The sequence below is a fragment of the Pseudomonas sp. NPDC086278 genome (assembly GCF_050280905.1).
GTDB lineage: Bacteria > Pseudomonadota > Gammaproteobacteria > Pseudomonadales > Pseudomonadaceae > Aquipseudomonas.
This window is the reverse complement of the sequence record NZ_JBNNWE010000090.1, coordinates 1-24,487: the sequence shown is the minus strand read 5'-3', so window position 1 is coordinate 24,487 and position 24,487 is coordinate 1. Positions and strand designations below refer to the sequence as shown.

The following is a 24,487-nucleotide window of genomic DNA, read 5'->3' as shown; positions in this document are numbered from 1 at the left end:
TAAAAGGTTTCGTTTCCGACATAGGCGAGGTGGTCAGCGTCGAGACGTTTTGGCTTCCATACGTAACGGCGCCAAACACCGTCGGAGGAAGTTTGAATCCGTTAACAGGATCATCAAACTCAATGATGGTCGGGCTACTTATCCAAGTAGACCCGGGTCTGGGTGGATCTTTCGGGTCGTTAGGGTCGCCCGGATAGATAGCTGTATTGTCTTCGACCGCGAATGTCGAGTCTTTAACGACTCGCTCGTAGGACTTCCCGATATGGACGGATAAGGTTTTTGTACTCCAGCAGGAATACATAAGACTTCCCGCTGCTAGAAAAAAGAAGAAAATTAAAATTAACCAATACTGTCTTGGTTTAGTCACTGACGTACTCCATTTCCAGCTGCGATGTCAGAAATCGAGCTTTGCAACTGACTTTTTGTAGTCGGATTTTTTAGCAGCGTATTGAATTGTGCTGCAGCCCGAAGCACGAATTTCATTCTTTGATCCTTGTCCGACAAATTTGCTATCGGATTGCTGCTAAACGTGACGCTTCGACTGTCTGGTGCTTTGCACTGACTGGCCAGGGTGAGCTGTATTCCCTCTGGCACGCCCGATAGCAACCCTGTGACGACGGAGACAATATCCGAGGCGTGAGTGCCACGGATGAGCGAAGCGAAGCGCACCTTGTCATACATCGCAGGTTGCAGAATATTGATCTGCTCATGGGCTGCCATGTAGTTGACGCTGTCGGCGATGTTTCCCGCTTCGATAGCCTCAAACGTATCAAAGATTTCTTTATGAGCAACGCCGAAATGGACGCTCTCTCGGATGGGCCACATCACGTCTTTAGAAATTTCTCCCCGGCTTCTGAGGCATTTCTCCATTTCCTTGTACCCACGCACCATAAAAAAACGGTGGAGAGGATAAACATCCAGAAACAGCGCTGTATTCCCCAGCGCGAGCATTTCGTAAACGTAGTCCAGTTGCTGCTGAACCAGAGAACGGGAACTGTCGCCGAGCGTGATATCAGTCGTAGGAACAGGATTCCCAGACCTTGCCTTATCGACCTCGGCTTGAATCTTGGGATCGGTTCGACTGAATTTAAAACCTAGGCCCTCGAACAAGGTTTCCGATGGAGCTTCCCGTAATTTACGGTGGGCCTCTTTTTCTGCCGCTATGCCTTTTTGCAAGTTAGAAGCATGCAACAACCCACACCCCACCTGCTTCGAAGCAAACGCCGCCAACCCCGCCCATTGAAACCGGTTGTCCGCCAGCCACAACTGCGCATACGCAGCGTTGATCTTGCGGTTGCGGGCTTGCGGGTCGGCGATCAGGACGCCACCCGGCGCGACCCAGTCTTCGGCTTCTTTCTGAAACCGACGCCACAGGCAATTGCAGGTCAGCAACGGCACTTCGACGCGGGTTTTCGGGTTGGGGCCGCCGGTGGTGGTTTCGCGCTTGCAGGTGGGCAGTTCACAGGTGCTGTCCCACAGTTTTTTCATGTCCAGGTCGTCTGGAGCGATGCATTGGCCGGTCATTTGATTCTTCCTTGAGGCGTCAGACAGTCCAGCGGACGATGGCGAGGTCGGGCTTTAAAGTGACGACGCTTTGGGTCATGCCTTGAGCGTTGGTCTGGCCTTTGACCACGCGGCCTTCGGCGGTTTCGATTTCGTAACCTTGTTCGGCAATGGGTTCGCCATTGCCGGCGCTGACGGCTTTGAATTCGACCAGGGGCTGGCCAATGATCGGCAGCGGTGGAATGAACGGCGCTGGGGTGTGAGAGCTGCCGATGATGATATCGCCGGAACCGCCGATCACCACGCCGCCATGGCTGGCGGTGCTGTCGAGGGTCATGGCATTGAGGCCGTTGATAAACACCGTCGACGAGAAACTACCGTCGAGCGCCTGGCCACAGGTGCATGTGTCGCCGAGGCGAGCCGCAGGGAGGCCGTTGAAAAAAACGTCCGGCGAGCCGCTGGCGATGGGGTTGGTGCCGTGTCCCGGCAGCGGGCAGGTGGTGGGGTCCGTGAGGCGTGCAGCCGGTTTTCCAGACATATGCATTCCTTGTCATGTCGTTTGATGCGTGGGGGACGCTAACTACCGGGAGACTGTGCGTCAACCTTGGTGTGCGACCGTACCAAGCACCGCACGGATTGGCTTTAGGAAAATGCTTAAATCTGACCCGCCTGGCTAATCACTGAGCAAAAAAATGTGGGAGCGGGCTTGCTCGCGAAGGCGGTGTATCAGGCGACATTGATGTCGACTGATACTCAGTCTTCGCGAGCAAGCCCGCTCCCACAGGTTGGGTGCACTGGCTGACATAGCCAGTGCACAGCTCGGGTTACTGCCCCGGAATGTCCTTGCGCAGTTTCACCGGATCTTGCTGTTTCTTCTTTTTCGCGATCGCGGTGCGCAACTTGATGTTGATCGCTTCAACCGCCAGCGAGAACGCCATCGCGAAGTAGACGTAGCCTTTTGGCACGTGTACGCCGAAGGATTCGGCAATCAGCACGGTCCCGACTACCAGCAGGAACGCCAGTGCGAGCATCTTCAGCGACGGGTGCTTGTCGATGAATTCGCTGATCTTGCCAGCGGCCAGCATCATCACCAGCACCGCCACGATGATCGCCGCGACCATGACCGGGACGTGGGAGACCATGCCGACGGCCGTGATCACCGAGTCCAGCGAGAACACGATGTCGATGATCGCGATCTGGATGATGGTGTAGAAAAACTTGCCACCCTTGCCGCCCGGTTCTTCGTTGGTTTCGTCTTCGCCTTCCAGCGCGTGGTACATCTCTTGCGAGCTCTTCCACAGCAGGAACAGGCCACCAAAGAACAGGATCAGGTCTCGCCCGGAAATACCCTGGCCGAACACTTCAAACAGGTCGGCCGTCAGTTGCATGACCCATGTGATCGACAGCAGCAACAGGATCCGCGTGATCATCGCCAGCGCCAGGCCGAAGATCCGCGTGCGCGCCTGCATGTGTTTGGGCATGCGGCTGACCAGGATCGAAATCATGATGATGTTATCGATACCCAGGACGATTTCCAGGGCGGTCAGGGTAAAGAAGGCAACCCAGATTTCAGGGTTGGTCAGCCATTCCATGTGTATTCCTTTGAGAAGGTGTTAAACCACAAAAGGCCCGGGCTTCGAACATCAAAGCCGGGACCCGTTGCGGTGAGTCTTGGGCTTATAGAGTGCTGAACAGCGGAAAAATCCCCATCAGCAACGCTGCAACCAGTATGCACATGCACACCAGCACGGCCCATTTCAGGGTGAAGCGCTGGTGATCACCGAAGTCGATACCGGCCAGGGCCACCAACAAGTAGGTCGATGGTACCAGCGGGCTCAGCAAGTGGACGGGCTGACCGACGATCGAGGCACGTGCCATTTCTACCGCGGTTATACCGTAATGACTGGCGGCTTCGGCAAGTACTGGTAACACCCCGTAATAAAATGCGTCGTTCGACATGAAGAATGTGAACGGCATGCTCACCAGCGCGGTGATCACGGCCAGGTACGGGCCGAGGAAATCCGGGATGACCGCCAGCAGGCTTTTCGACATCGCGTCGACCATGCCGGTGCCGGTCAGGATACCGGTGAAGATACCCGCCGCGAAAATCAGGCCGACCACCGCCAGCACGCTACCGGCGTGGGCCGCAACGCGGTCCTTCTGCTGTTGCAGGCACGGATAGTTGACGATCATCGCGATGCTGAACGCCACCATGAACAGCACGGGCAGCGGCAACAGGCCAGCGATCAGGGTGCCCATCAGCGCCAGCGTGAGGGCGCCGTTGAACCAGATCAATTTCGGACGACGGGCATCCGGGTACTGCGAAACGCTGATTTCACTGTGGTCGATTTCATCGCCGGCCAGGTGCAATTCACCCAGACGCGCACGCTCACGCTTGCCGTAGAAGTAGGCAATGGCCAGGATCGCGACGACGCCGGCCAGCATCGCCGGAATCATTGGCACGAAGATATCGGACGGGTCCACGTGCAGCGCACTCGCCGCGCGGGCGGTCGGGCCGCCCCACGGGGTCATGTTCATCACGCCACCGGCGAGGATGATCAGGCCGGCCATGATTCGCGGGCTCATGCCGATGCGGCTGTAGAGCGGCAGCATGGCGGCCACGCAAATCATATAAGTGGTCGCGCCGTCCCCATCGAGGGAAACGACGAGCGCCAGTACGGCGGTGCCGACCGAAACTTTCAGCGGGTCGCCCTTGACCAGTTTGAGGATCTTGCGCACGGCCGGGTCGAACAGGCCGGAGTCGATCATCAGGGCGAAGTACAGAATGGCAAACATCAGCATCACGCCGGTCGGCGCAAGCTTGGTGATGCCTTCGAGCATCATCGGGCCGATCTTCGGCGCGAAACCACCGAACAGGGCGAAGACGATTGGAATGATGATCAGGGCGATCAGCGCGGACAGGCGCTTGGTCATGATCAGGAACATGAACGTGATGACCATGGCGAAGCCAAGGAAAGTCAGCATGGGAATACTCCAGGCGTAGCGCGGCTAGGGAATGGGCGAACCGGTTGGGGTCAGCGCAGAACGGGAAGCACGAGGCGTACGGGCGGAGTTGCAGCGAGGCGGCGGGTAGCGAAGGACATCAGGATCACCATTGTTGTTGTTAAATGGGCCGTGCGAGCGATAAAACACTGGCACTGGCCAACCGGTCTGTTGCCGGTAGTGGGGCGATCCTAATCGCGGAAGCTTTCAGCCAGCTTTCGGCGGTGAAAGCATTGACCGGATGTACAACCGGTCGTCGGACCGGATTTTGGAGATAGACCGAGTTGCGGCGATCCGACGATGGCGTCGGCAAGTACACCCAGGAGGAAACAGCATGGCCAACATTCACACCGGCGGCTGTCACTGCGGCCAGCTGCGCTATCAATTCAGTGGGCCATTGCGCGACATCGCCCACTGCCATTGTTCGATTTGTCGCCGGGTCAGTGGCGGGATCGTCACCACCTGGATCACCGTGCCCGCGACGGCCTTCCAATGGCTGAAAGGCACGCCGGCGCAGTACGACTCTTCATCCAGCTGCGTGCGATATTTCTGCCCGACCTGTGGGGCGCAATTGGCGCTGGTGACACGCCTCAGCCCCGAGAGCATTGACGTGACCATTGCCACCCTCGATCACCCGGAACTGGCGCCAGCCGAGCGGCATATCTGGACCGACAGCCGATTGCCGTGGCTGCACCTGGACGAGCACCTGCCCGGCGAAGCTGAAGAAACGCTTTGATCAGAAAATAGACAAATCCAGTGGCCGGACCGCGCCCATCCAGATTGCGTGTTCAGTATGGTCAAGCAAATCGTCGCCAGTGTCCGGGTGCAGGAACACCACCAGGCCCTTGCGGTTGAGTGCCAGCCACGGCAGCACGTCGCCAATCAATTGCGGCCCGAACGCCAGTTGGCAGCTCCAGTCCGGGTGCGGGCCGACCGGGCGTTCGTGCACGCGGCCCATCTTCACCTCAAATAACTGCGCGGCTTGCTCACACAATGCGCGCGCCTGGTCGATGCTGTTCGCGTCGAAGTAGACGTGGGCGTGATAACCCTTGATCTGCTGCATCTGAATCCCTCTAAAACTCGGTCGAACCCTCACCGTTTCCCACAGGTCACACGCCATATACGTAGGAAACAAGGAAGATCAGCCATGAAAAATGCCGAAACCCCCACCGTAAAAGTGGTGCTTTATGGTGCCATGAGTAGCCTGGGCAGTGCGCTGATGGCTGAAATGCTGCGGCGCCAACACGAAGTCATCGCCATTCTCGACGACCTGACCGCACTCGCGCCACGTCCGGGTTTGCGCACCAAGACCGGGGACTTGTTTGAGGCGGAACGCGTGAAACAAAGCGTGGCAGGCTGTTCAGCCGTTATCTGCTTGCTAGACGCACCGGGGCTGCCGTTCAACAGTGAATACGTGGAAAAAACCATCGTGCCCGGCCCGGTCGAGCAAGTGCTGGCGGTGGATGCGCTGATCGAGGGCATGCAGGCGGCGGGCATTCAACGGCTGTTTCTGGTGGGTGATTTCGAGTTGCTCGACGATCCGGAAATCGAAGACCGGCTGCAACGCCACGCCGCCGAAGAAATTCGCGAAGCCCTGCAAAGCAGTGAATTGCACTGGACCTTGGTCAATGCGCCGCGCGGCGTTGCGGGCCTGACCATCGAACACTTCAGCCACGTCAGCAGCAGCCTCGAACCGGGTCTGGCCGAACCGCTGCAACGCTTGAACCGGGTCGCCGTCGGGATTGCCGATGAGCTGCAACTGAACCTGCACGTTGGCGAGCACGTAAGTTTCGTCGCGGCCGACGCTACACAGCGATAGACGGCAGGGGCAGACCATTCAGCGATTGCGCGCTGCTGGCCTGCTCTTCCATCAGCCAATCCACAAACTGTTGAATCAGCGCCCCGCGCCGTTTGCGCTGCGGCAGCACCACGTAATAACCCAGCCTGGAAATGACCGTCTCGGCAATTGGCCGACACAACAAACCTTGGGCCAGCAAGTTATCCACAAGGTGCCGCCAGCCAATCGCCACGCCTTGGCCACCAATCGCGGCTTGAATCAACAAGGTGTAGTTGTCGAACCGCAGTTGCCCCGGTGCAGGCACCGAATTAATCCCCAACTCGCGAAACACGCCGCTCCAGTCGAACCAGTTGCTGCTGTTCTCACCCCGCAGATGCAGCAATGGGAACTCGAGCAGCGACTGAGTCGGCAAGGGCAGGGGCCGGTCCTTCAACAACAGCGGGCTGCACACCGGAAATACTTCTTCGCTGAACAACCAATGGCTTTCACCTTGCTTGAAGCGGCCATCGCCAAACAACACCGCCACATCAATGTCAGTGCGCAGCATGTTGAGGCTGCGCTCGCTGGTGACCAGGCTGACGTCGACCTGCGGATTGGCGGCATGAAAGCGGTGCAGGCGCGGCATCAGCCAATAGGCGGCGAAGGCGAAGTCGGTCGCCACCTGCAACACCTCGTGTTGGTGCTGTGCACTGATCGCGCTCAACCCTGCGTCGATATTCTGCAAACCGAGCTGAACCTGCTCAAAAAGAATGGCTCCCGGTTCAGTCAACTCGATGCCACGGTAAATGCGATCGAACAGGCGCGTCGCGAGTTGCTCCTCCAGCCGTTTGATCTGCTGGCTGATGGCCGGCTGTGTGGTCCCAAGCTCCACCGCAGCGGCCGTGAAGCTGCGCTGGCGGGCGGCCGCTTCGAAGGCCCGCAGCAGGTCGAGGGACAAATCACCAAGGGCGTCATACATAAGCTGTGCTTATCCTAGTCATTGCCTGCGGCGGGCTTTACCCGATAGAGCACGGCACCCATGCTCGGTCGCAGCACTCTCGCATAAATTTTCACTATGGAATGCCGCGATCACATGAAGCGCAAGAATATTCTTTTCATCATGGCCGATCAGATGGCCGCGCCAATGTTGCCGTTCTACGGCCCTTCGCCCATCAAACTGCCGAATCTCAGCCGCCTCGCCGCCGAAGGCGTGGTGTTCGACGCCGCGTATTGCAACAGCCCACTGTGCGCGCCGTCGCGTTTCACCCTGGTCAGCGGTCAGTTGCCGAGCAAGATCGGCGCCTACGACAACGCGGCCGATTTTCCGGCCGATGTCCCGACTTACGCCCACTACCTGCGTCGCCTCGGTTACCGCACCGCGCTGTCGGGCAAGATGCATTTCTGCGGCCCGGACCAACTGCACGGTTACGAAGAACGCCTGACCAGCGACATTTACCCGGCCGACTACGGCTGGTCGGTGAACTGGGACGAGCCGGACGTGCGCCCGAGCTGGTATCACAACATGTCGTCGGTGCTGCAAGCCGGGCCGTGTGTGCGCACCAATCAGCTGGATTTCGACGAAGAGGTGGTGTTCAAGGCCCAGCAATACCTGTTCGATCACATCCGCGAGGACGGTGATCAGCCGTTTTGCCTGACCGTCTCGATGACGCACCCACACGACCCGTACACCATTCCCAAGGCTTTTTGGGATCTGTACGACAATGCCGACATCCCGTTGCCTACGACGCCCGCGCAGTCTGCGCTCGATCCGCATTCCCGGCGTTTGCTCAAGGTTTACGACCTGTGGGACAAGCCGCTGCCTGTGGATAAGATTCGCGATGCGCGCCGTGCGTATTTCGGTGCGTGCAGCTATATCGACAGCAACGTCGGCAAACTCCTGCAAACGCTCGAAGATACCGGGTTGATCGACGACACCATCATCGTGTTCTCCGGCGACCATGGCGACATGCTCGGCGAACGCGGCCTGTGGTACAAAATGCACTGGTATGAAATGGCCGCGCGGGTGCCGCTGTTGATCAGCGCACCGGGGCAATTCGGCGCGGGCCGGGTAAGTGCGGCAGTCTCGACCGCTGATTTGCTGCCCACGTTCGTGGAGCTGGCGGGCGGTTCGCTGGAGCCGGGCCTGCCACTGGACGGTCGCTCGCTGGTTCCGCACCTGCAAGGGCAGGGCGGTCACGACGAAGTCTTCGGCGAGTACATGGCCGAGGGCACCATCAGCCCGCTGATGATGATTCGGCGCGGCGCCTACAAATTCATCTACAGCGAAGACGACCCTTGCCTACTCTTCGACGTACACAACGATCCGCGTGAACAGGAAGAGCTCAGTCAATCGCCGCAACATCGACCGCTGTTCGAGGCGTTTCTGGCTGAAGCTCGGGCCAAGTGGGACATCCCGGCGATCCACCAACAGGTGCTCGCAAGCCAGCGGCGTCGGCGCTTCGTCGCCGGTGCGCTGACCCTCGGCAAGCTGAAGAGCTGGGATCACCAGCCGCTGGTAGACGCCAGTCAGCAGTACATGCGCAACCACATCGACCTCGACGATCTGGAGCGCAAAGCACGTTATCCACAACCCTGCCAAAACCAATAATGTTAAGGGGAAGTCCATGCAAAAGTTATCCACAGCACTGACCATCGGGCTATTGGCTCTGGGCAGTGCATCGGCCTACGCCGAGCAAAGCTGCGACACGGTGAAAATGGCCGACCCAGGCTGGAGCGACATTGCCGCGACCAACGCCATTACCGGGTTTCTGCTGGATGGCATGGGCTACAAGGCCAAGGTCGACACCCTCGCGGTGCCGATCACCTTTGGCGGCTTGAAAGACGGCCAGGTTGACGTGTTCCTGGGTAACTGGATGCCGGCGCAGCAGGGTTTCTACGACAAGTTCGTGGCCACCGGCGATGTCACGCAACTGGCGAAAAACCTCGACGGCACCGAGTTCACGCTTGCGGTGCCCGATTACGTGTGGGACGCGGGTGTGCATAACTTTGCCGACCTGAACAAATTCGCCGACAAGTTCGACAAGAAAATCTACGGCATCGGCTCGGGCGCCCCGGCGAACATCTCGTTGCAGGACATCATCAAGAAGAACGACTTTGAGCTGGGCCAATGGAAACTGGTCGAGTCCAGCGAGCAGGCGATGCTGGCGGAAGTGGGTCGTGCGGTGAAGAAACAGAAGTTCGTGACGTTCCTCGGCTGGACCCCGCACCCGATGAACGTGCAGTTGAAAATGCATTACCTGAAGGGCGGCGAGAAGTACTTCGGCGACACCGGCGCGGTTTATACCCTGACCCGCAAAGGTTATGCACAGGCCTGCCCGAACGTTGGGAAATTGCTGACCAACCTGAGTTTCACTCAGGAAATGGAGAACAGCATCATGTCCGAGGTGGTGAACAAGAAGGTCAGCAATGCTGAAGCAGCCAAGGCGTGGATCAAGGCCAATCCGGCTGTGCTCGATAAGTGGCTGGATGGGGTGAAAACCGTGGATGGCAAAGAGGCGTTGGGCGCGGTGAAAGCCAAGTTGTAGTCGCTGTTGTAGTTGCTGTTGTGGGAGCGGGCTTGCTCGCGAAGGCGTTGGGTCAGTCGACATCAATGTTGAACAACCCGACTCCTTCGCGAGCAAGCCCGCTCCCACAGGAACGTCGTCACCCTGTTACCCTTCGCGCAAAATCTCACCCGAGAGGACCCATGGCCTTCCCCAGCCGCCATTCGCTCTTTCCCTTCCTTTCCTGGTTGCCAGGGCAAACCCGCGCCAGCGTCGGGCGTGACGTGATCGTCGGCCTCAGCGGGGCAATTCTCGCGTTGCCGCAGTCGATTGCCTACGCGCTGATCGCCGGGCTCCCACCCGAATACGGCTTGTACGCCGCGATCATCCCGGTGCTGATCGCCTGCCTCTGGGGTTCTTCGTGGCATTTGATCTGCGGTCCTACGGCGGCGATCTCGATTGTCCTGTTCGCCAGCGTCAGTCCGCTGGCCGTGCCCGCGTCGCAGGACTACATCACGCTGATCCTGCTGCTGACGCTGCTCGCCGGTATTTTCCAATGGCTGCTGGGCATGCTGCGTTTCGGCGCGCTGGTGAATTTCGTCTCGCATTCGGTGGTGCTGGGTTTCACCCTCGGCGCGGCGGTGGTGATTGCTATCGGCCAATTGCCGAACCTGCTGGGGCTGGACTTGCCAAGCCAGGCCACCGCGCTCGACAGTTTTTTGATGCTGTTCAAGCACCTCGGCGCCGTGGATAAACCGTCGTTGGTGTTGGGTCTGGCGACGGTGGTGGTCGGGGTGATGCTGAAATTACTGCTGCCGCGCTGGCCGACGCTGTTGATCACGCTGGTCCTCGGCGGGCTGCTGGTGTGGTGGTGGCCAGCGATGTTCGGCCATGTGAAATTGGTCAGCGCGTTTGTCGGGCGCTTGCCGCCGTTCAGCCCGCTGCCGCTGGATCTGGACCTGATCCTGCGGTTGCTGCCCAGTGCCGTCGCGTTGGGAATGCTCGGGTTGGTGACGAGTCTGTCGATTGCCCGCTCCTTGTCCGCGCGCTCGCAGCAATTGCTGGATGCCAATCAGGAAGTCCGCGCCCAGGGCTTATCGAACATCGTCGGGGCGTTTTTTTCCGGCTCGCTGTCCGCCGGTTCTTTCACCCGTTCCGGCCTGAGCTACGAGGCGGGCGCCTGCTCGCCACTGGCCGGGGTGTTTTCAGCATTGTGGGTGGCGTTGTTTGCGATTTTCGGCGCGGCGCTGATCGCCCACATTCCGATCCCGGCCATGGCCGGCAGCATTCTGTTGATCGCCTGGGGGTTGGTCGACCATCACGGCATTCGCGCGTTGTGGCGCGTCAGCCGCGCCGAGTTTGTGGTGATGGCGCTGACCTGTGTCGCCACGCTGCTCCTGGAATTGCAGACGGCGATTTATGCCGGGGTCCTGGCGTCGTTGTTCTTCTACCTCAAGCGCACCTCGCAACCGCGAGTGCAGCACTGGCGTGAAGGCGAAGACGACATTCTGCGAGTCGGCGGCTCGATTTTTTTCGGCGCCAGCCATTACCTGCAAGTGCGCCTGCAACGCCTGCACGGCGCGCGGGTGGTGATCGAGGCGCAGCAGATCAACTTCATCGATTATTCGGGCGTGGAAATGCTGCACCAGGAAGCGCGACGACTGCTCAAGCAGGATCGCAGCCTGACCCTGCGCGGCGCGCGGCCGTCGGTGGTGGAGGAATTGAGGAAGCTTGAAGGCGCGCAGAAATGCCCGATCCGGTTTGAAGACTGAACCCAAACCTTGGGATGAATACCACTTTGTGGTGAGGGGGCTTGCCCCCGTTCGGCCGCGAAGCGGTCGTAAATTCAGTAAATGTGGTGTGTCAGATGTATCTGATGGGGGGGCTGCTCCGCAGCCCAACGGGGGCAAGCCCCCTCGCCACAAAAGCTTATCGCGCGAGCTGGCGGCGTAGTTCGGCCAGTACCGGCGCGGTGTCCGGGCGCACGCCGCGCCACAGGAAGAACGCTTCGGCCGCTTGTTCCGCGAGCATGCCCAAACCGTCCATCGACACCGCCGCGCCGTGTTCGGTTGCCCAGCGGCAGAACGAAGTCGGTTCCTTGCCATACATCATGTCGTAGCACACGGTGTTGCCCGGCTCGATCAAACTGCCGGCAATCGGCGGCACATCGCCGGACAAACTGGCCGACGTCGCGTTGATGATCAGGTCCACCGACTCCTGCAACCAGTCGAACCCACTGGCCGACACCGGTCCCAGGTCCGAGAACAACTCCGCCAGCCGTTCGGCTTTTTCCACAGTGCGGTTGGCGATGATCACCGAGGCCGGTTGCTCGGCCAGCAGCGGTTCCAGCGCACCGCGCACCGCGCCGCCAGCACCGAGCAGCAGGATGCGTTTGCCCTTCAGGCTGAAACCGGCGTTGACCGTCAGGTCGCGCACCAGCCCGGCGCCGTCGGTGTTGTCGCCCAGCAACGAGCCGTCGGCGAGTTTGCTCAAGGTGTTCACCGCGCCAGCGCGCTGCGCGCGTTCGGTCAGGCTGTCGGCCAGGCGGAAGGCCTCTTCCTTGAATGGCACCGTCACATTCGCACCGCGACCTTCGAGGAAAAACGCCCGGGCGAAGTCGGAAAAGTCGTCGAGCGGCGCCAGCGAAGTGCTGTAGTCCAGTAGCTGAGCGGTTTGCTCGGCGAATAAACGGTGAATCAGCGGCGACTTGCTGTGGCCAATCGGGTTACCAAATACGACGTAACGGTCCATCTGCATTCCTCAGGCCTCGGCCAGCCAATCGCGGTCTTGCAGGAAATATTCGGTCAGGCGTGCTTCTTCGCTGCCCGGCTCGGCTTTCCAGTCGTAGGCCCAGCGCACTTGCGGTGGCAACGACATCAGGATCGACTCGGTTCGCCCGCCCGATTGCAGGCCGAACAGCGTGCCACGGTCGTAAACCAGGTTGAACTCGACGTAACGGCCACGGCGGAATTCCTGGAATTCACGTTGTCTGGCGGTGAACGCATCGTTCTTGCGGCGTTGCACGATGGGCAGGTAGGCGTCGATGAACGCATCACCGATGGCTCGCATGAAGGCGAAACTGGTGTCGAAGTCCCACTCGTTCAAGTCATCGAAAAACAAGCCGCCAATACCGCGCGGTTCGTGGCGATGCTTGATGTGGAAATAGCTGTCGCACCAGGCCTTGTAACGCGAGTAGACGTCCGGCCCGAACGGCGCGCAGGCCTGCTCGGCGACGCGGTGCCAGTGGATGCAGTCTGCTTCGTTGCCGTAATACGGGGTCAGGTCGAAACCGCCGCCGAACCACCAGACCGGTTCTTCACCTTCTTTTTCAGCGATGAAAAAGCGCACGTTGGCGTGGGACGTCGGCACATGCGGGTTGTGCGGGTGAATCACCAGCGACACGCCCAACGCTTCGAAGCCACGCCCGGCCAGTTCCGGCCGATGGGCGCTGGCGGACGGTGGGAGACCGCTGCCAAAGACGTGGGAAAAGTTGACGCCGCCCTTTTCGATCACCGTGCCGTTTTCGATCACTCGCGTACGACCGCCGCCGCCAGCAGGCCGGGCCCAAGCGTCTTCGACGAATTTCGTGCCACCGTCTTCAGTTTCCAAAGCGGCGCAAATACGGTCTTGCAGGTCGAGCAGATAGGCTTTTACGGCCTCGGTGCGGGTTGTCATGTCATCACCTGGAATCGGGCAAAGCTACGCGGCGCACTAATGGCCGGCGGCAAATTGCTGCGTAGGATAACACCGCACCTTGTTCCGCCGCAGTTGACGAAGGTCAAGGTTAGGAGTCCGATAGGGAGCTTCGTAATGCGACCTAAGGAGAGTTCAGATGGCAAAGCGTATCCAGTTCCGTGCCCATGGCGGCCCCGAAGTGCTCGAGTATGTCGACTACCAGCCCGCCGAGCCCGGCCCGCAACAGGTTCGCGTCACCAACAAGGCCATCGGCCTGAACTTCATCGACACCTATTACCGCAGCGGCCTCTATCCTTTGCCGGCGATGCCGTCGGGTCTTGGCTCGGAAGGCGCGGGCATCGTCGAGGCGGTCGGCAGTGAAGTGACTCGCTTCAAGGTCGGTGATCGCGTGGCGTACGGCAGCGGCCCCTTGGGCGCTTACAGTGACGTTCATGTGTTGCCGGAAGCCAATCTGGTGCATCTGCCGGATGCAATCAGCTTTGAACAGGCCGCCGGCGTAATGCTCAAAGGCCTGACCGTGCAATACCTGCTGCGTCAGACCTATGAACTCAAGGGCGGCGAAACCATCCTGTTTCACGCCGCCGCCGGCGGTGTCGGCTCGCTGGCCTGCCAATGGGCCAAGGCGCTGGGCGTGAAGTTGATCGGTACGGTCAGCTCGCCGGAAAAAGCCGCGCTGGCCAAGGCCAACGGTGCCTGGGCGACCATCGATTACAGCCACGAAAACGTTGCGCAGCGCGTACTGGAATTGACTGACGGGAAAAAGGTGCCGGTGGTGTATGACGGCGTCGGCAAGGACACGTGGCTGACATCGCTGGACAGCGTTTCGCCACGCGGCCTGGTCGTGAGCTTCGGCAATGCGTCGGGCGCGGTGGACGGGGTGAATCTGGGGATCTTGGCGGCGAAGGGTTCGCTGTACGTGACCCGGCCGACGCTGGCGACTTACGCCAACAATGCCGAGAACCTGCAGCGCATGGCCGATGAGTTGTTCGAGATGATCATCGGCGGCAAGTTGAAAGTGGAGATCAGCCAGAAGTATTCATTGGCGGACGCGGCGAAGGCGCAGACCGAGTTGTCGGCGCGGCGTACCACGGGTTCGACGGTGTTGTTGCCTTGAAAACCGACTGTGGCGAGGGGGCTTGCCCCCGTCGGACTGCGCAGCAGTCCCCAGCCTGAAGATGCGTTCGGTCGATTAGAACGCATTGCTCATTGGCGGGAGCTTCGCACCCGAACGGGGGCAAGCCCCCTCGCCACATTTAATCCGGGCGTATAACGTGCCCGGTCGCCACATCGCGGATAACGCTCGGGTTCTTGCGCCCCCCCAGATTGCCGCCCAACACCAAATCCACTTGCCCACGGAAATACTGTTCCACGCGAATCCGCGTGCGCGCCGCCGGCCGGCCTTGCGGGTTGGCCGACGTTGAAACCAGCGGCCCGACCATCGCGCACAAATCCCGCACCTGCGGGTGATCGCTGACCCGCAGCGCCACCGTTTCATGGATGCCGGTGATCCACTGCGGCAACAGGTTCTGGTGCGGCACCAGCCAGGTATTCGGTCCCGGCCAGGTGCTGGCCATGCGGTCCATCCACAGTTCGGGGAAGTCTTCGAACAGGAAATCGAACTGGCGAATGTTGTCGGCGACCAGAATCAGCCCCTTCTCCATCGACCGGCCCTTGATCATTAAAAGACGATGCACCGCCGCTTCGTCCCAAGGATCGCAACCCAGGCCCCAAACGGCTTCGGTTGGGTAGGCAATCACCGCCCCTGCGCGAATACCTCGTGCGGCTTGCTGCACATGCCAACGGTTGACCATGAAAAAACTCTCCGGAATAAGGCTTTGCGCAGTTTACCGATCTTCCTCATAAAACCTAGCTCACCCGCGCAAACCAGCGCCCGCTTTCGCACACCGCGCGGCCGTCCATTTCCAGCTCCGTCAGCGCGGCCAGCACTTTGGGCAAGGCCCAACCGCTGCTGACAGACAACGCCTCACTGGTGTGAGGCGCCGCGTGCAGCAACAGCAGCAACGGGTGAGTCACCGACGGCGCCTCGGCGGACACCGCCAGTCGTTGCCAGCCACGCAAGGCTTCGAGGATGTGCTCGACGGTTTCCACCAGCATCGCGCCGTCACGAATCAGCTGATGACAACCCTTGGCGCCGGGATGGTGAATCGACCCCGGAATCGCATACACCTCGCGACCTTGCTCCGCCGCCAGCCTCGCGGTGATCAGCGAACCACTGGCCACGCTCGCCTCGACCACCAGCACGCCGAGGGACAAACCGCTGATGATCCGGTTACGTCGCGGGAAGTTACTGGCCGTGGGACCGGTGTCCAGAGGGAACTCGGAAACCACCGCGCTACCCGACGCAATCATCACGTCGGCCAACCGCCGATTGCGCTGTGGATAAAACTTTTCAAGTCCCGTGCCAAGTACACCGACCGTTCGCCCGCCCACGTCCAGCGCGGCTTGATGCGCGGCGGCATCGATGCCCAGCGCCAGACCGCTGGTGATGACGAAACCGGCGCCGGCCAGGCTGCGGGAAAACGCGGCGGCGGTGTCCATCCCCGGGCGCGAGGCGCGGCGACTGCCGACCATCGCCAGCTGCGGTTTTTCCAGAATTCCCGGATCGCCCGCCACGAACAGCAGCGGCGGCGCGTCGCTGATTTCCGCCAGCAGCGCCGGGTAGTCAGGCTGATCAAACATCAGCAAATGCTGGCCCGGACGCTCTAGCCAAGCCAATGCGTGGCTGGCGCCATCGCGCACCTCATTGGCGCGCCGAGCCTCGGCACAAGCAAACGGCAAACCCAGCGACCGCCAGGCGCTGGCCGGTGCGCTGATGGCTTTGGACGCCGAGCCAAAGGCTTCGAGCAATTTTTTGAAACGCACCGGGCCGAGTTCCGGCAAACGGTGCAGACGTAAACGAGCTTCCAGTTCCGCAGGGGAAACCGGTGGGACGGCAGACAGCGACATGGATCATCCTTGATCGTTATGAGCCCCGTTCAAACGGGAATAAGCTGTGGATAACTCTGTTGGTAACTTGTGGAGCTTGCTAAGGATTCCGCACCTTGTCCATGACGGCCAGCGAGCGCGAAGCGTAGAGCACCAAACCGTAACTGAGCTTGTCGTAAGTGCGGAAAACCATCAGCAGCCCGGCCCGCTCATCGGGGATTTTCAGCGGCTGGCCAGTGATCCGGTCACGCACGGTCTCGCCGGTTTTCATCACCGCCAGCACGTTGCCCTCGACCAGACCGTCGCGTTGGCCTTTGTTCAGCGTCACCACGTCCATCACGCCGATCTGGGTCACCCCGCGTGGCACGTCGATGATCACGCCCTTGATATCGGTCTTGGGTGCGCTTGGCATGAAGGTCGAACTGATCGAGCGTTCTTCGCCGCTGAACAAGCGGTCGCCAAGGCGCACTTCCTGCGTGGTGCGTTGCAGGGCAAGGGTGGCGACATCGCCTTCAGTGGCGACAATTTCGCCACCGCCGATGTCGTCGGCGTTGATCCCCAGAAACTCCTGGGTCTCGGGGTCGGTGTAGACCTTGCCCTGGCGGAAGATGCCGTACACCGGCTGGTTCGGATCGAAATGGCCACGGGCGAAGATGCGATCACCGGTGCCGCTGAGCACGCGTTCGGCATCGCCGGCAACGATGTAAGGGGCCTTGTCGAAGTCCTCGGCCTTGTCGACGATGCGGTTGCTCAATAAAAAGCTGTTGATCGAGCGCAGCGGAATACTCGGGATGGCATCGGCCACCGGCGAACTGCGCACTTGCGGCGAGAGCTTGATGGTGCCGCGCGAAGCCCCGCGATTAAGGGTCAGCCGTGGCTGGCCGTTGACGTAGACCAGCGCCAGCAAATCGCCGGGGTAGATGAGATTGGGGTTTTCGATCTGCGGATTGGCCTGCCACAGCTCGGGCCATTTCCAGGGTTCACGAAGGAATTTTCCCGAGATGCCCCAAAGTGTGTCCCCCGCCACCACTGTGTATTGCTGTGGAAAACCTTCCTTGAGCTGCACTTGCCCATGTGCCAGACCGGCCGAAGCCAGAAGGAGCAGGGCGAGTAGTGATTTCCTCATGCGGTGAATCCCTTTATTATGTGCGTTCGCGTGAAACGCCAGAGCCCTCGTGGCTCGCTCCCGACTCTTTACCAAAAAGAAAAGGTAGCTACGCTTCACAACGGTAGCCTGCATCTTCGGACCCGCCAGGCCATCGACCCGACTTTACCTCACACGTGCAGCAAATAAGCTTATGGCCATTTTAGACATCCTCGAATTTCCCGACTCGCGCCTGCGCACTATCGCCAAACCGGTGGCCGTAGTGGACGACGAAGTGCGTCAGTTGGTCGATGACATGTTTGAAACAATGTATGAAGCGCCAGGCATCGGCCTCGCCGCGACCCAGGTCAACGTGCACAAACGTATCGTCGTGATGGACCTCTCCGAAGACCGCACCGAACCCCGGGTGTTCATCAACCCCGAGTTCGAATCCCTGACCGACGAGATGGAGCAATACCAGGAAGGCTGTCTCTCGGTGCCGGGCTTCTACGAAAACGTCGATCGCCCACAGAAGGTCAAGGTCAAGGCCCTGGACCGCGACGGCAAGCCTTACGAACTGATCGCCGAAGGCCTGCTCGCCGTGTGCATCCAGCACGAATGCGACCACCTCAACGGCAAATTGTTCGTCGACTACCTGTCCAACCTCAAACGCGACCGAATCAAGAAAAAACTGGAAAAGCTCCATCGCCAGAACGCTTGATGCCCTCCTTTCAAAGGCTTGCTGCGGCAAGCCTTTTTCTTTTCAGAGATTGCTCCCATGACTGAGCCACTGCGCATCGTCTTTGCCGGCACCCCGGAATTCGCCGCCGAACACCTCAAGGCCCTGCTCGACAGCTCTTACGAGATCGTCGCGGTCTACACCCAGCCGGACCGGCCGGCGGGCCGTGGGCAAAAACTGATGCCGAGCCCGGTCAAGCAGTTGGCACTGGAACACAACATCCAGGTGTTGCAGCCGCCAACGCTGCGCAACGAAGACGCGCAGGCCGAACTGGCCGCGCTCAAGCCGGACTTGCTGGTGGTGGTCGCCTACGGCCTGATCCTGCCGCAAGTGGTGCTGGATATCCCGCGCCTGGGCTGCATCAACAGTCACGCTTCCTTGCTGCCACGCTGGCGCGGAGCGGCGCCGATCCAACGCGCCGTCGAAGCGGGCGACAGCGAAAGTGGCGTAACCGTGATGCGCATGGAGCTGGGCCTGGACACCGGGCCGATGCTGCTCAAAGTCACCACGCCGATCACCGGCGAAGACACCGGCGGCAGCCTCCACGATCGACTGGCCGAACTCGGTCCGCCGGCCGTGATCCAGGCGATTGCCGGCCTCGCCGCCGGCACGCTGGAAGGCGAAGTGCAGGACGACAGCCTCGCCACCTATGCTCATAAATTGAACAAGGACGAGGCGCGCATCGACTGGAGCCGCCCGGCCATTGCGCTGGAACGTCTGGTTCGCGCCTTCAACCCATGGCCGATCACCCACAGCACGCTGAATGGCGAAGCGCTGAAAGTGCTGGCGGCGAAGCTCGCTGAAGGGCAGGGCGCACCGGGGGAAATCCTCGGCGCCAGCAAGGACGGCTTGCTCGTCGCGTGCGGCGAACACGCGTTGTGCCTGACACGTCTGCAATTGCCCGGCGGCAAGGCGCTGAACTTCAGCGACTTGTTCAACAGCCGCCGTGAGAAATTCGCCGTCGGCACCGTGCTCGGTCAAACGGCGGACGCTCAATGAATCCGCGTCTGGCCGCCGCCAAGGCACTCGCCGCTGTCCTGAACGGAAAAGCCTCGCTCAACAGTTCGCTGCCGACCCAAATGGACAAGGTCGAAGACCGCGATCGCGGCTTCACCCAGGACCTGGCGTTCGGCACCGCGCGCTGGCAGCCGCGTTTGTCGGCGCTGGCGGCGAAGTTGCTGCAAAAGCCGTTCAAGGCAGCGGACGCCGACGTCGAGGCGTTGCTGCTGGTCGGTCTTTACCAATTGCTCTATACCCGCGTCCCGGCGCATGCCGCCATCGGCGAAACCGTCGGGTGCGCCGACAAGCTGAAAAAGCCGTGGGCCAAGGCGTTGCTCAACGCCGTGCTGCGCCGCGCCCAGCGTGAAAGCGAAGCGCTGCTGGCCGAACTGGAACACGACCCGGTGGTGCGCACCGCGCATCCGCGCTGGCTGCAAAAATCCCTGAAGGCGTTCTGGCCCGAGCAGTGGGAAGCCATTTGCGCGGCAAACAACGCGCACCCGCCGATGATTTTGCGGGTCAACCGTCGCCATCACAGCCGCGATGCGTATCTCGGGTTGCTGACCGAGGCCGGCATCGCCGCCACGCCATGCGTTTACAGCCAGGACGGCATCATCCTTGAAGCCGCCGCCGACGTGCGCAGCCTGCCGGGCTTCGCCGAAGGCTGGATCAGCGTGCAGGACGAGGCGGCGCAACTGGCCGCCGAGCTGCTCGACCTGGCGCCGGGCCAACGCGTCCTCGACGCCTGCTGCGCGCCGGGTGGCAAGACCTGCCACATCCTTGAAGCCGAACCGGCATTGGCCGGTGTGGTGGCGGTGGATCTGGAAGCCAAGCGTCTGGTGCGTGTACGGGAAAACCTCGCACGGCTGGGCCTGAGCGCCGAACTGATCGCCGCCGACGGCCGTGATACCGCGACCTGGTGGGACGGCAAACCGTTCCAGCGCATCCTGCTCGACGCTCCGTGCTCGGCCACCGGCGTGATCCGCCGTCACCCGGACATCAAACTGACGCGCCAACCGGACGACATCGCCGCACTGGCGGTGCTCCAGGGCGAATTGCTTGACGCGATGTGGTTAACGCTGGAGGTCGGCGGCATTCTGCTGTACGCCACGTGCTCGACGTTGCCGACGGAGAACACTGACGTCATCGAAGCCTTCCTCGCCCGCACCTCCGGCGCGCGTGAACTGGACCTCGCCACGACCGCCGGCATCAAGCAGCCTCACGGTCGCCAACTGCTGGCCCAGCAAGGCGGCCACGACGGGTTCTACTACGCCAAGCTGATCAAGATCGCCGCCGCGCGCGGTTAATGGATTCAATGGAGTGACTGGATGAAAATCATCATCCTCGGTGCGGGGCAGGTCGGCGGTTCGCTGGCCGAACATTTGGCCAGCGAAGCCAACGACATCACGGTGGTCGACACCGACGGCGAGCGCCTGCGCGACCTCGGCGACCGCCTGGACATCCGCACCGTTCAGGGCCGCGGCTCGCTGCCGACGGTGCTGCGCCAGGCCGGTGCGGACGACGCCGACATGCTGGTGGCGGTGACCAATAGCGACGAAACCAACATGGTGGCCTGTCAGGTCGCCCACACGCTGTTTCATACGCCGACCAAAATCGCCCGGGTCCGCGAAGCCGCGTACCTGACGCGCCCCGAGCTGTGGGATAACGACGCGATTCCGGTCGACGTGCTGATCAGCCCGGAACAAGTGGTCACCAATTACATCAAGCGCCTGATCCAGCATCCGGGCGCGTTGCAGGTGATCGACTTCGCCGAAGGCAAAGCGCAACTGGTCGCGGTGAAGGCGTATTACGGCGGCCCGTTGGTCGGCCAGCAACTGCGTCAGTTGCGTGAACACATGCCGAATGTCGAAACCCGCGTCGCGGCGATTTTCCGTCGTGACCGGCCGATTTTGCCCCAGGGCGATACGGTGATCGAGGCGGACGACGAAGTGTTTTTCATCGCGGCCAAAGCGAACATTCGCGCAGTGATGAGCGAAATGCGCCGCCTGGATGAGACCTACAAACGCATCGTCATTGCCGGTGGCGGGCAGATCGGCGAGCGTCTGGCCGAAGCCATCGAAAGTCGTTATCAGGTGAAGATCATCGAGATGAACCCGGCGCGCTGCCGACATCTCTCGGACACCCTCGACAGCACCGTGGTGCTGCAAGGCAGTGCGTCCGACCGCGACTTGCTGATGGAAGAAAACATTGCCGACGCCGATATCTTCCTCGCGCTGACCAACGACGATGAAGCAAACATCATGTCTTCGCTGCTGGCCAAGCGCCTGGGCGCGAAAAAGGTGATGACGATCATCAACAACCCGGCCTACGTCGATCTGATCCAGGGCGGCGACATCGACATCGCCATCAGCCCGCAACTGGCGACCATCGGCACCTTGCTGGCCCACGTGCGGCGCGGCGATATCGTCAGCGTGCACTCACTGCGCCGTGGCGCGGCGGAGGCCATCGAGGCGATTGCCCATGGCGATGCGAAGTCAAGCAAGGTGATCGGCAAGGCCATTGAGAACATTGGCTTGCCGCCGGGCACCACCATCGGCGCGATCATTCGTGATGAAGAAGTGATCATCGCGCATGACGATACGGTGATCGAAGCGGGCGACCATGTGATTTTGTTCCTTGTGGATAAAAAGCACATTCGCGATGTGGAGAAGCTGTTTCATGTGGGGTTGAGCTTCTTCTGATCCGGGCTCTGCGGTAGCCGGGCTGGCCTCTTCGCGAGCAAGCCCGCTCCCACATGGGTTCTCGACCGTTCACAAACATTGTGTTCACTGAAGATCAACTGTGGGAGCGGGCTTGCTCGCGAATGCATTCCCAATGCTACGAATCCATCCCTGACACACCTGAACAAGGAATCCACTGATGCTCGAATCCCTGGAAAAAATGCTCGCCAAGGGTGTGGATAACTCATTGCTGCGCTTCGGCCTGGGCAAGGGTTATCTCGATCTTGAGGAAAACGCGAAAGCCGCCGAGCATTTCCAGCGCTGCGTCGAGTTCGATCCGAAGTATTCGGCGGCGTGGAAGCTCTTAGGCAAGGCCCATCTGGCGCTGGCAGACTTTGCGTCTGCGCGTCAGGCCTGGGAACAAGGTCTGGAAGCCGCTCGCGCGCACGGCGACAAGCAGGCCGAAAAGGAAATGACGGTGTTTCTGAAAAAGCTAGATCGGCAGGCGCACTGATCAGAGGTAGCGCAGGCCGATGCCGTCGGCGTCCACCAGCACCACTTCCATGCGCACCCGCGGCGCGCCGGTGGGTAAACCCTGCACCTGGCCATAGACCACGGCGCCCGTCGGCAAGGCCGACAGGCTCGGATGCTTGACGTAGACGCCCGTGGTCGAGAGATTGCGGGTCTGCCCGAAGCATTCGCCGAAGCTTTCGTGACTGATCTTGATGCGAAACGATTTGCGGTGTTCGGACATCTTCTGCGCCCTTGAATGAACGGGGGTGTGGATAACTTTGAGCCAAACGTTATCCACAGATCATGCCAATCAACTCAATACCAGCGTTCTTCACCCGGTGGGCGTTTCTTGAAACGCTTCATGCTCCACATGTACTGGCTCGGGTAGGCGCTGACGTAACGCTCGACCACTTGGCTCATGGCGGCGCAGGACGTCTCGGTGTCGGTGCTGTACATGGCGTCTGGCGCGGCTTCGAGGATCACTTTGTATCCCGAACCGTCCGGCAGCCGCAGGGCATGCAGGAACACGCCGACCGCTTTTCCGCCCGCCAGCATGTTCGGTACGAATTTGCTGGTCAGTGCCTGCGTGGCGAAGAACGGCACGAAGATCCCGGCGGATTCGGCCGGTTCCGGATCAGCGGGAATGCCCACTGCACCACCTTTGCGCACTTCCTTGATCACGCTGAGGATGCCTTCCTTGGTGGAAGCGGCCACGCGGTTGCCCAGTTGCACGCGCTGCTTGCGCAGCAAATCGTCTACCGCCTTAAGCTTTGGCGGACGGTAGAAAATGATCGGTTTGCACTGGCTGCAATAGAAATGGTTCAACACTTCCCAGTTGCCGAGGTGGCTGGTAATGCCGACCACGCCTTTGCCGGAAGCGAGCGCCTCTTTCAATACGTCGAGGCCTTCGACTTCTCGCACCAGATCGATGGAGCGCTGCGCCGGCCAGATCCACGCGCAGGCGCTTTCAGTCAGGGACTTGCCGATGTCTTTCAGGCTCTGGCCGACCAGACGTTCACGTTCGGCCGGGTCCATGTCCGGAAAGCACTTGGAAAGGTTGATCCGCACCACGTCGCGGGAACGGTTGGGGGTTTTCCACATGAGCCAGCCAATCGCCGAACCCACCGCCTGCACGGCCCGCCACGGAAGCAGGGCAAACAGACGTAGAGCGCCTACCAGCAAGGCGCCTTTCAACTTATCCACAGGTCACTCCTGATCTTGTGCTGTGCGCGAGGCGGCCATTCTAACCGCCGTTGGCCAAAGTCGCGTAGCGGTCGCAATCGCGGGTGTGGTCCATGACCATGCCCGACGCCTGCATCAGCGCATAACAAATGGTCGGGCCGACGAACGTGAAACCGGCTTTTTTCAGGCCTTTGCTCATCTCCACCGCCACGGGCGTGACGGCCGGGACTTCGGTGCGATCCTTGAAATGATTGATCACCGGCGTATCGCCGACGAACGACCAGAGAAACCCCACCGGGTCCTCCAACGCCAGCCAGGCCTGGGCGTTGCGCCGAGCCGCGTTGAGTTTGAGGCGGTTGCGAATGATGCCGGGATCGAGCATCAATTCGTTGATTTCAGCGTCGCTCATCTGCGCCACGCGCTGTACGTCGAAGCCGAACAGCACCTCACGATAACGCTCACGTTTGCGCAGCACGGTGATCCATGAGAGGCCGGCCTGGAACCCTTCGAGCAAAAGCAACTCGAACAAACCCTGCGCATCGCGTAGCGGCGTGCCCCACTCGTGATCGTGATAAGCCATGTACAGCGGATCTTCGGAACACCAAAAGCAGCGTGGCATAAGGCTCCAGGGGGCGTGCGCAGCAACGAATCGGGTATACTCCCGCTCTTTAAATCGCAGCCCAAGAAACAGGTGAATTTCGTGAGCCAGCCTACGCCAGCCGTGCGTACCTTCCAAGACTTGATCCTCGCCCTCCAGCAATACTGGGCCGAGCAAGCGAATAGCGGCGGCGACGATGGAGCGCGAGAACCCCGACAGTTCGATCAACTTGCCGAACACGGCGCCGAGCAGGAACACGGGGA

General features: G+C 60.6%; 25 protein-coding genes and 3 pseudogenes. 12 read left to right on the top strand and 16 right to left on the bottom strand.

What is annotated here, in order from left to right; genetic code table 11:
• From ACQKP4_RS22960 to ACQKP4_RS22940, 5 genes and pseudogenes are all read right to left on the bottom strand, one after another.
• Positions 1–367, bottom strand: a pseudogene (locus ACQKP4_RS22960) (hypothetical protein); the annotation flags it as partial.
• Positions 364–1,524 carry a DUF2515 family protein gene (locus ACQKP4_RS22955; RefSeq protein ID WP_427635882.1) on the bottom strand — a complete coding sequence of 387 codons (1,161 nt, stop codon included), beginning with the start codon at positions 1,522–1,524 and terminating at the stop codon, positions 364–366. The gene ACQKP4_RS22955 and the pseudogene ACQKP4_RS22960, both read right to left, overlap by 4 nt.
• A gap of 19 nt (positions 1,525–1,543) precedes the next feature.
• Positions 1,544–2,041 carry a PAAR domain-containing protein gene (locus ACQKP4_RS22950; RefSeq protein WP_427635881.1) on the bottom strand — a complete coding sequence of 166 codons (498 nt, stop codon included), beginning with the start codon at positions 2,039–2,041 and terminating at the stop codon, positions 1,544–1,546.
• Positions 2,042–2,327: 286 nt separating this feature from the next.
• Positions 2,328–3,095 (bottom strand): TerC family protein, encoded by a 768-nt coding sequence (locus tag ACQKP4_RS22945; protein WP_427635879.1) that lies wholly within the window; start codon positions 3,093–3,095, stop codon positions 2,328–2,330.
• A gap of 85 nt (positions 3,096–3,180) precedes the next feature.
• Positions 3,181–4,488 (bottom strand): CitMHS family transporter, encoded by a 1,308-nt coding sequence (locus ACQKP4_RS22940; RefSeq protein WP_427635878.1) that lies wholly within the window; start codon positions 4,486–4,488, stop codon positions 3,181–3,183.
• A gap of 352 nt (positions 4,489–4,840) precedes the next feature.
• Here ACQKP4_RS22940 and ACQKP4_RS22935 point away from each other — a divergent pair, with 352 nt between their 5' ends.
• Positions 4,841–5,242 carry a GFA family protein gene (locus ACQKP4_RS22935; RefSeq protein ID WP_427635876.1) on the top strand — a complete coding sequence of 134 codons (402 nt, stop codon included), beginning with the start codon at positions 4,841–4,843 and terminating at the stop codon, positions 5,240–5,242.
• On the opposite strand, the gene ACQKP4_RS22930 is transcribed toward ACQKP4_RS22935, so the two are convergent.
• Positions 5,243–5,569 (bottom strand): DOPA 4,5-dioxygenase family protein, encoded by a 327-nt coding sequence (locus tag ACQKP4_RS22930; protein ID WP_427635874.1) that lies wholly within the window; start codon positions 5,567–5,569, stop codon positions 5,243–5,245.
• 84 nt (positions 5,570–5,653) lie between these two features.
• On the opposite strand from ACQKP4_RS22930, the gene ACQKP4_RS22925 reads away from it, so the two are divergent.
• Positions 5,654–6,325, top strand: a complete 672-nt coding sequence (locus ACQKP4_RS22925) for an NAD(P)-dependent oxidoreductase (RefSeq protein WP_427635872.1) — start codon at positions 5,654–5,656, stop codon at positions 6,323–6,325.
• Here the strand turns inward: ACQKP4_RS22925 and ACQKP4_RS22920 are convergent.
• A complete protein-coding gene (locus ACQKP4_RS22920) occupies positions 6,312–7,262 on the bottom strand; it encodes a choline sulfate utilization transcriptional regulator (RefSeq protein WP_427635871.1) in 951 nt (316 codons plus the stop codon). The genes ACQKP4_RS22925 and ACQKP4_RS22920 overlap by 14 nt on opposite strands.
• A gap of 114 nt (positions 7,263–7,376) precedes the next feature.
• Between ACQKP4_RS22920 and betC the strand changes: the two genes are divergently transcribed.
• The 3 genes from betC to ACQKP4_RS22905 all read left to right on the top strand — a co-directional run bounded on the left by betC (position 7,377) and on the right by ACQKP4_RS22905 (position 11,558).
• Entirely contained in the window at positions 7,377–8,891 is a 1,515-nt protein-coding gene (gene betC, locus ACQKP4_RS22915; protein ID WP_427635870.1) for a choline-sulfatase, read from the top strand.
• 16 nt (positions 8,892–8,907) lie between these two features.
• Positions 8,908–9,828: a choline ABC transporter substrate-binding protein gene (choX, locus tag ACQKP4_RS22910; protein ID WP_427635869.1), complete on the top strand. Its 921-nt coding sequence runs from the start codon at positions 8,908–8,910 to the stop codon at positions 9,826–9,828.
• A gap of 161 nt (positions 9,829–9,989) precedes the next feature.
• A complete protein-coding gene (locus ACQKP4_RS22905; protein WP_427635868.1) occupies positions 9,990–11,558 on the top strand; it encodes a SulP family inorganic anion transporter in 1,569 nt (522 codons plus the stop codon).
• Between the two features lie 157 nt (positions 11,559–11,715).
• On the opposite strand, the gene aroE is transcribed toward ACQKP4_RS22905, so the two are convergent.
• Positions 11,716–12,537, bottom strand: a complete 822-nt coding sequence (gene aroE / locus ACQKP4_RS22900) for a shikimate dehydrogenase (protein ID WP_427635867.1) — start codon at positions 12,535–12,537, stop codon at positions 11,716–11,718.
• Positions 12,538–12,546: 9 nt separating this feature from the next.
• The gene (gene hemF, locus ACQKP4_RS22895) at positions 12,547–13,461 is read right to left on the bottom strand and encodes an oxygen-dependent coproporphyrinogen oxidase (protein ID WP_427635866.1); all 915 of its coding nucleotides are present in this window, start codon (positions 13,459–13,461) and stop codon (positions 12,547–12,549) included.
• A gap of 157 nt (positions 13,462–13,618) precedes the next feature.
• Between hemF and ACQKP4_RS22890 the strand changes: the two genes are divergently transcribed.
• Entirely contained in the window at positions 13,619–14,596 is a 978-nt protein-coding gene (locus ACQKP4_RS22890) for an NADPH:quinone reductase (RefSeq protein WP_427635865.1), read from the top strand.
• A gap of 139 nt (positions 14,597–14,735) precedes the next feature.
• Here the strand turns inward: ACQKP4_RS22890 and ACQKP4_RS22885 are convergent, their stop codons facing one another.
• The 3 genes from ACQKP4_RS22885 to ACQKP4_RS22875 all read right to left on the bottom strand — a co-directional run bounded on the left by ACQKP4_RS22885 (position 14,736) and on the right by ACQKP4_RS22875 (position 17,554).
• Complete coding sequence (locus tag ACQKP4_RS22885) at positions 14,736–15,293, bottom strand: L-threonylcarbamoyladenylate synthase (protein ID WP_427635864.1); 558 nt, start codon at positions 15,291–15,293, stop codon at positions 14,736–14,738.
• 55 nt (positions 15,294–15,348) lie between these two features.
• Positions 15,349–16,449, bottom strand: coding sequence for a DNA-processing protein DprA (gene dprA, locus ACQKP4_RS22880; RefSeq protein ID WP_427635863.1), 1,101 nt, complete (start codon positions 16,447–16,449; stop codon positions 15,349–15,351).
• A gap of 79 nt (positions 16,450–16,528) precedes the next feature.
• Positions 16,529–17,554 (bottom strand): LysM peptidoglycan-binding domain-containing protein, encoded by a 1,026-nt coding sequence (locus ACQKP4_RS22875; RefSeq protein WP_427635862.1) that lies wholly within the window; start codon positions 17,552–17,554, stop codon positions 16,529–16,531.
• A 172-nt stretch (positions 17,555–17,726) separates the two neighbouring features.
• Between ACQKP4_RS22875 and def the strand changes: the two genes are divergently transcribed.
• The 5 genes from def (at position 17,727) to ACQKP4_RS22850 (ending at position 22,445) form a co-directional block, all read left to right on the top strand.
• Positions 17,727–18,233: a peptide deformylase gene (gene def, locus ACQKP4_RS22870; protein ID WP_392892942.1), complete on the top strand. Its 507-nt coding sequence runs from the start codon at positions 17,727–17,729 to the stop codon at positions 18,231–18,233.
• 57 nt (positions 18,234–18,290) lie between these two features.
• Positions 18,291–19,250 (top strand): methionyl-tRNA formyltransferase, encoded by a 960-nt coding sequence (gene fmt / locus ACQKP4_RS22865; RefSeq protein ID WP_427635861.1) that lies wholly within the window; start codon positions 18,291–18,293, stop codon positions 19,248–19,250.
• Complete coding sequence (rsmB, locus tag ACQKP4_RS22860) at positions 19,247–20,557, top strand: 16S rRNA (cytosine(967)-C(5))-methyltransferase RsmB (RefSeq protein ID WP_427635860.1); 1,311 nt, start codon at positions 19,247–19,249, stop codon at positions 20,555–20,557. The genes fmt and rsmB overlap by 4 nt, the downstream gene beginning before the upstream one ends.
• A gap of 21 nt (positions 20,558–20,578) precedes the next feature.
• Positions 20,579–21,952: a Trk system potassium transporter TrkA gene (gene trkA, locus ACQKP4_RS22855; RefSeq protein WP_427635859.1), complete on the top strand. Its 1,374-nt coding sequence runs from the start codon at positions 20,579–20,581 to the stop codon at positions 21,950–21,952.
• A 175-nt stretch (positions 21,953–22,127) separates the two neighbouring features.
• Positions 22,128–22,445, top strand: a complete 318-nt coding sequence (locus ACQKP4_RS22850) for a tetratricopeptide repeat protein (protein WP_427635885.1) — start codon at positions 22,128–22,130, stop codon at positions 22,443–22,445.
• Here the strand turns inward: ACQKP4_RS22850 and ACQKP4_RS22845 are convergent, their stop codons facing one another.
• From ACQKP4_RS22845 to tag, 3 genes are all read right to left on the bottom strand, one after another.
• Positions 22,446–22,685, bottom strand: a complete 240-nt coding sequence (locus tag ACQKP4_RS22845) for a PilZ domain-containing protein (RefSeq protein ID WP_427635858.1) — start codon at positions 22,683–22,685, stop codon at positions 22,446–22,448.
• Positions 22,686–22,759: 74 nt separating this feature from the next.
• A complete protein-coding gene (locus ACQKP4_RS22840; protein WP_427635857.1) occupies positions 22,760–23,647 on the bottom strand; it encodes a lysophospholipid acyltransferase in 888 nt (295 codons plus the stop codon).
• Positions 23,648–23,687: 40 nt separating this feature from the next.
• Entirely contained in the window at positions 23,688–24,245 is a 558-nt protein-coding gene (gene tag, locus ACQKP4_RS22835; RefSeq protein WP_427635883.1) for a DNA-3-methyladenine glycosylase I, read from the bottom strand.
• 81 nt (positions 24,246–24,326) lie between these two features.
• Between tag and ACQKP4_RS22830 the strand changes: the two are divergent.
• Positions 24,327–24,401: pseudogene (locus ACQKP4_RS22830) on the top strand (hypothetical protein); the annotation flags it as partial.
• On the opposite strand, the pseudogene ACQKP4_RS22825 reads toward ACQKP4_RS22830, so the two are convergent.
• A pseudogene (locus tag ACQKP4_RS22825) lies at positions 24,393–24,487 on the bottom strand (hypothetical protein); the annotation flags it as partial. The pseudogenes ACQKP4_RS22830 and ACQKP4_RS22825 sit on opposite strands and share 9 nt — an antisense overlap.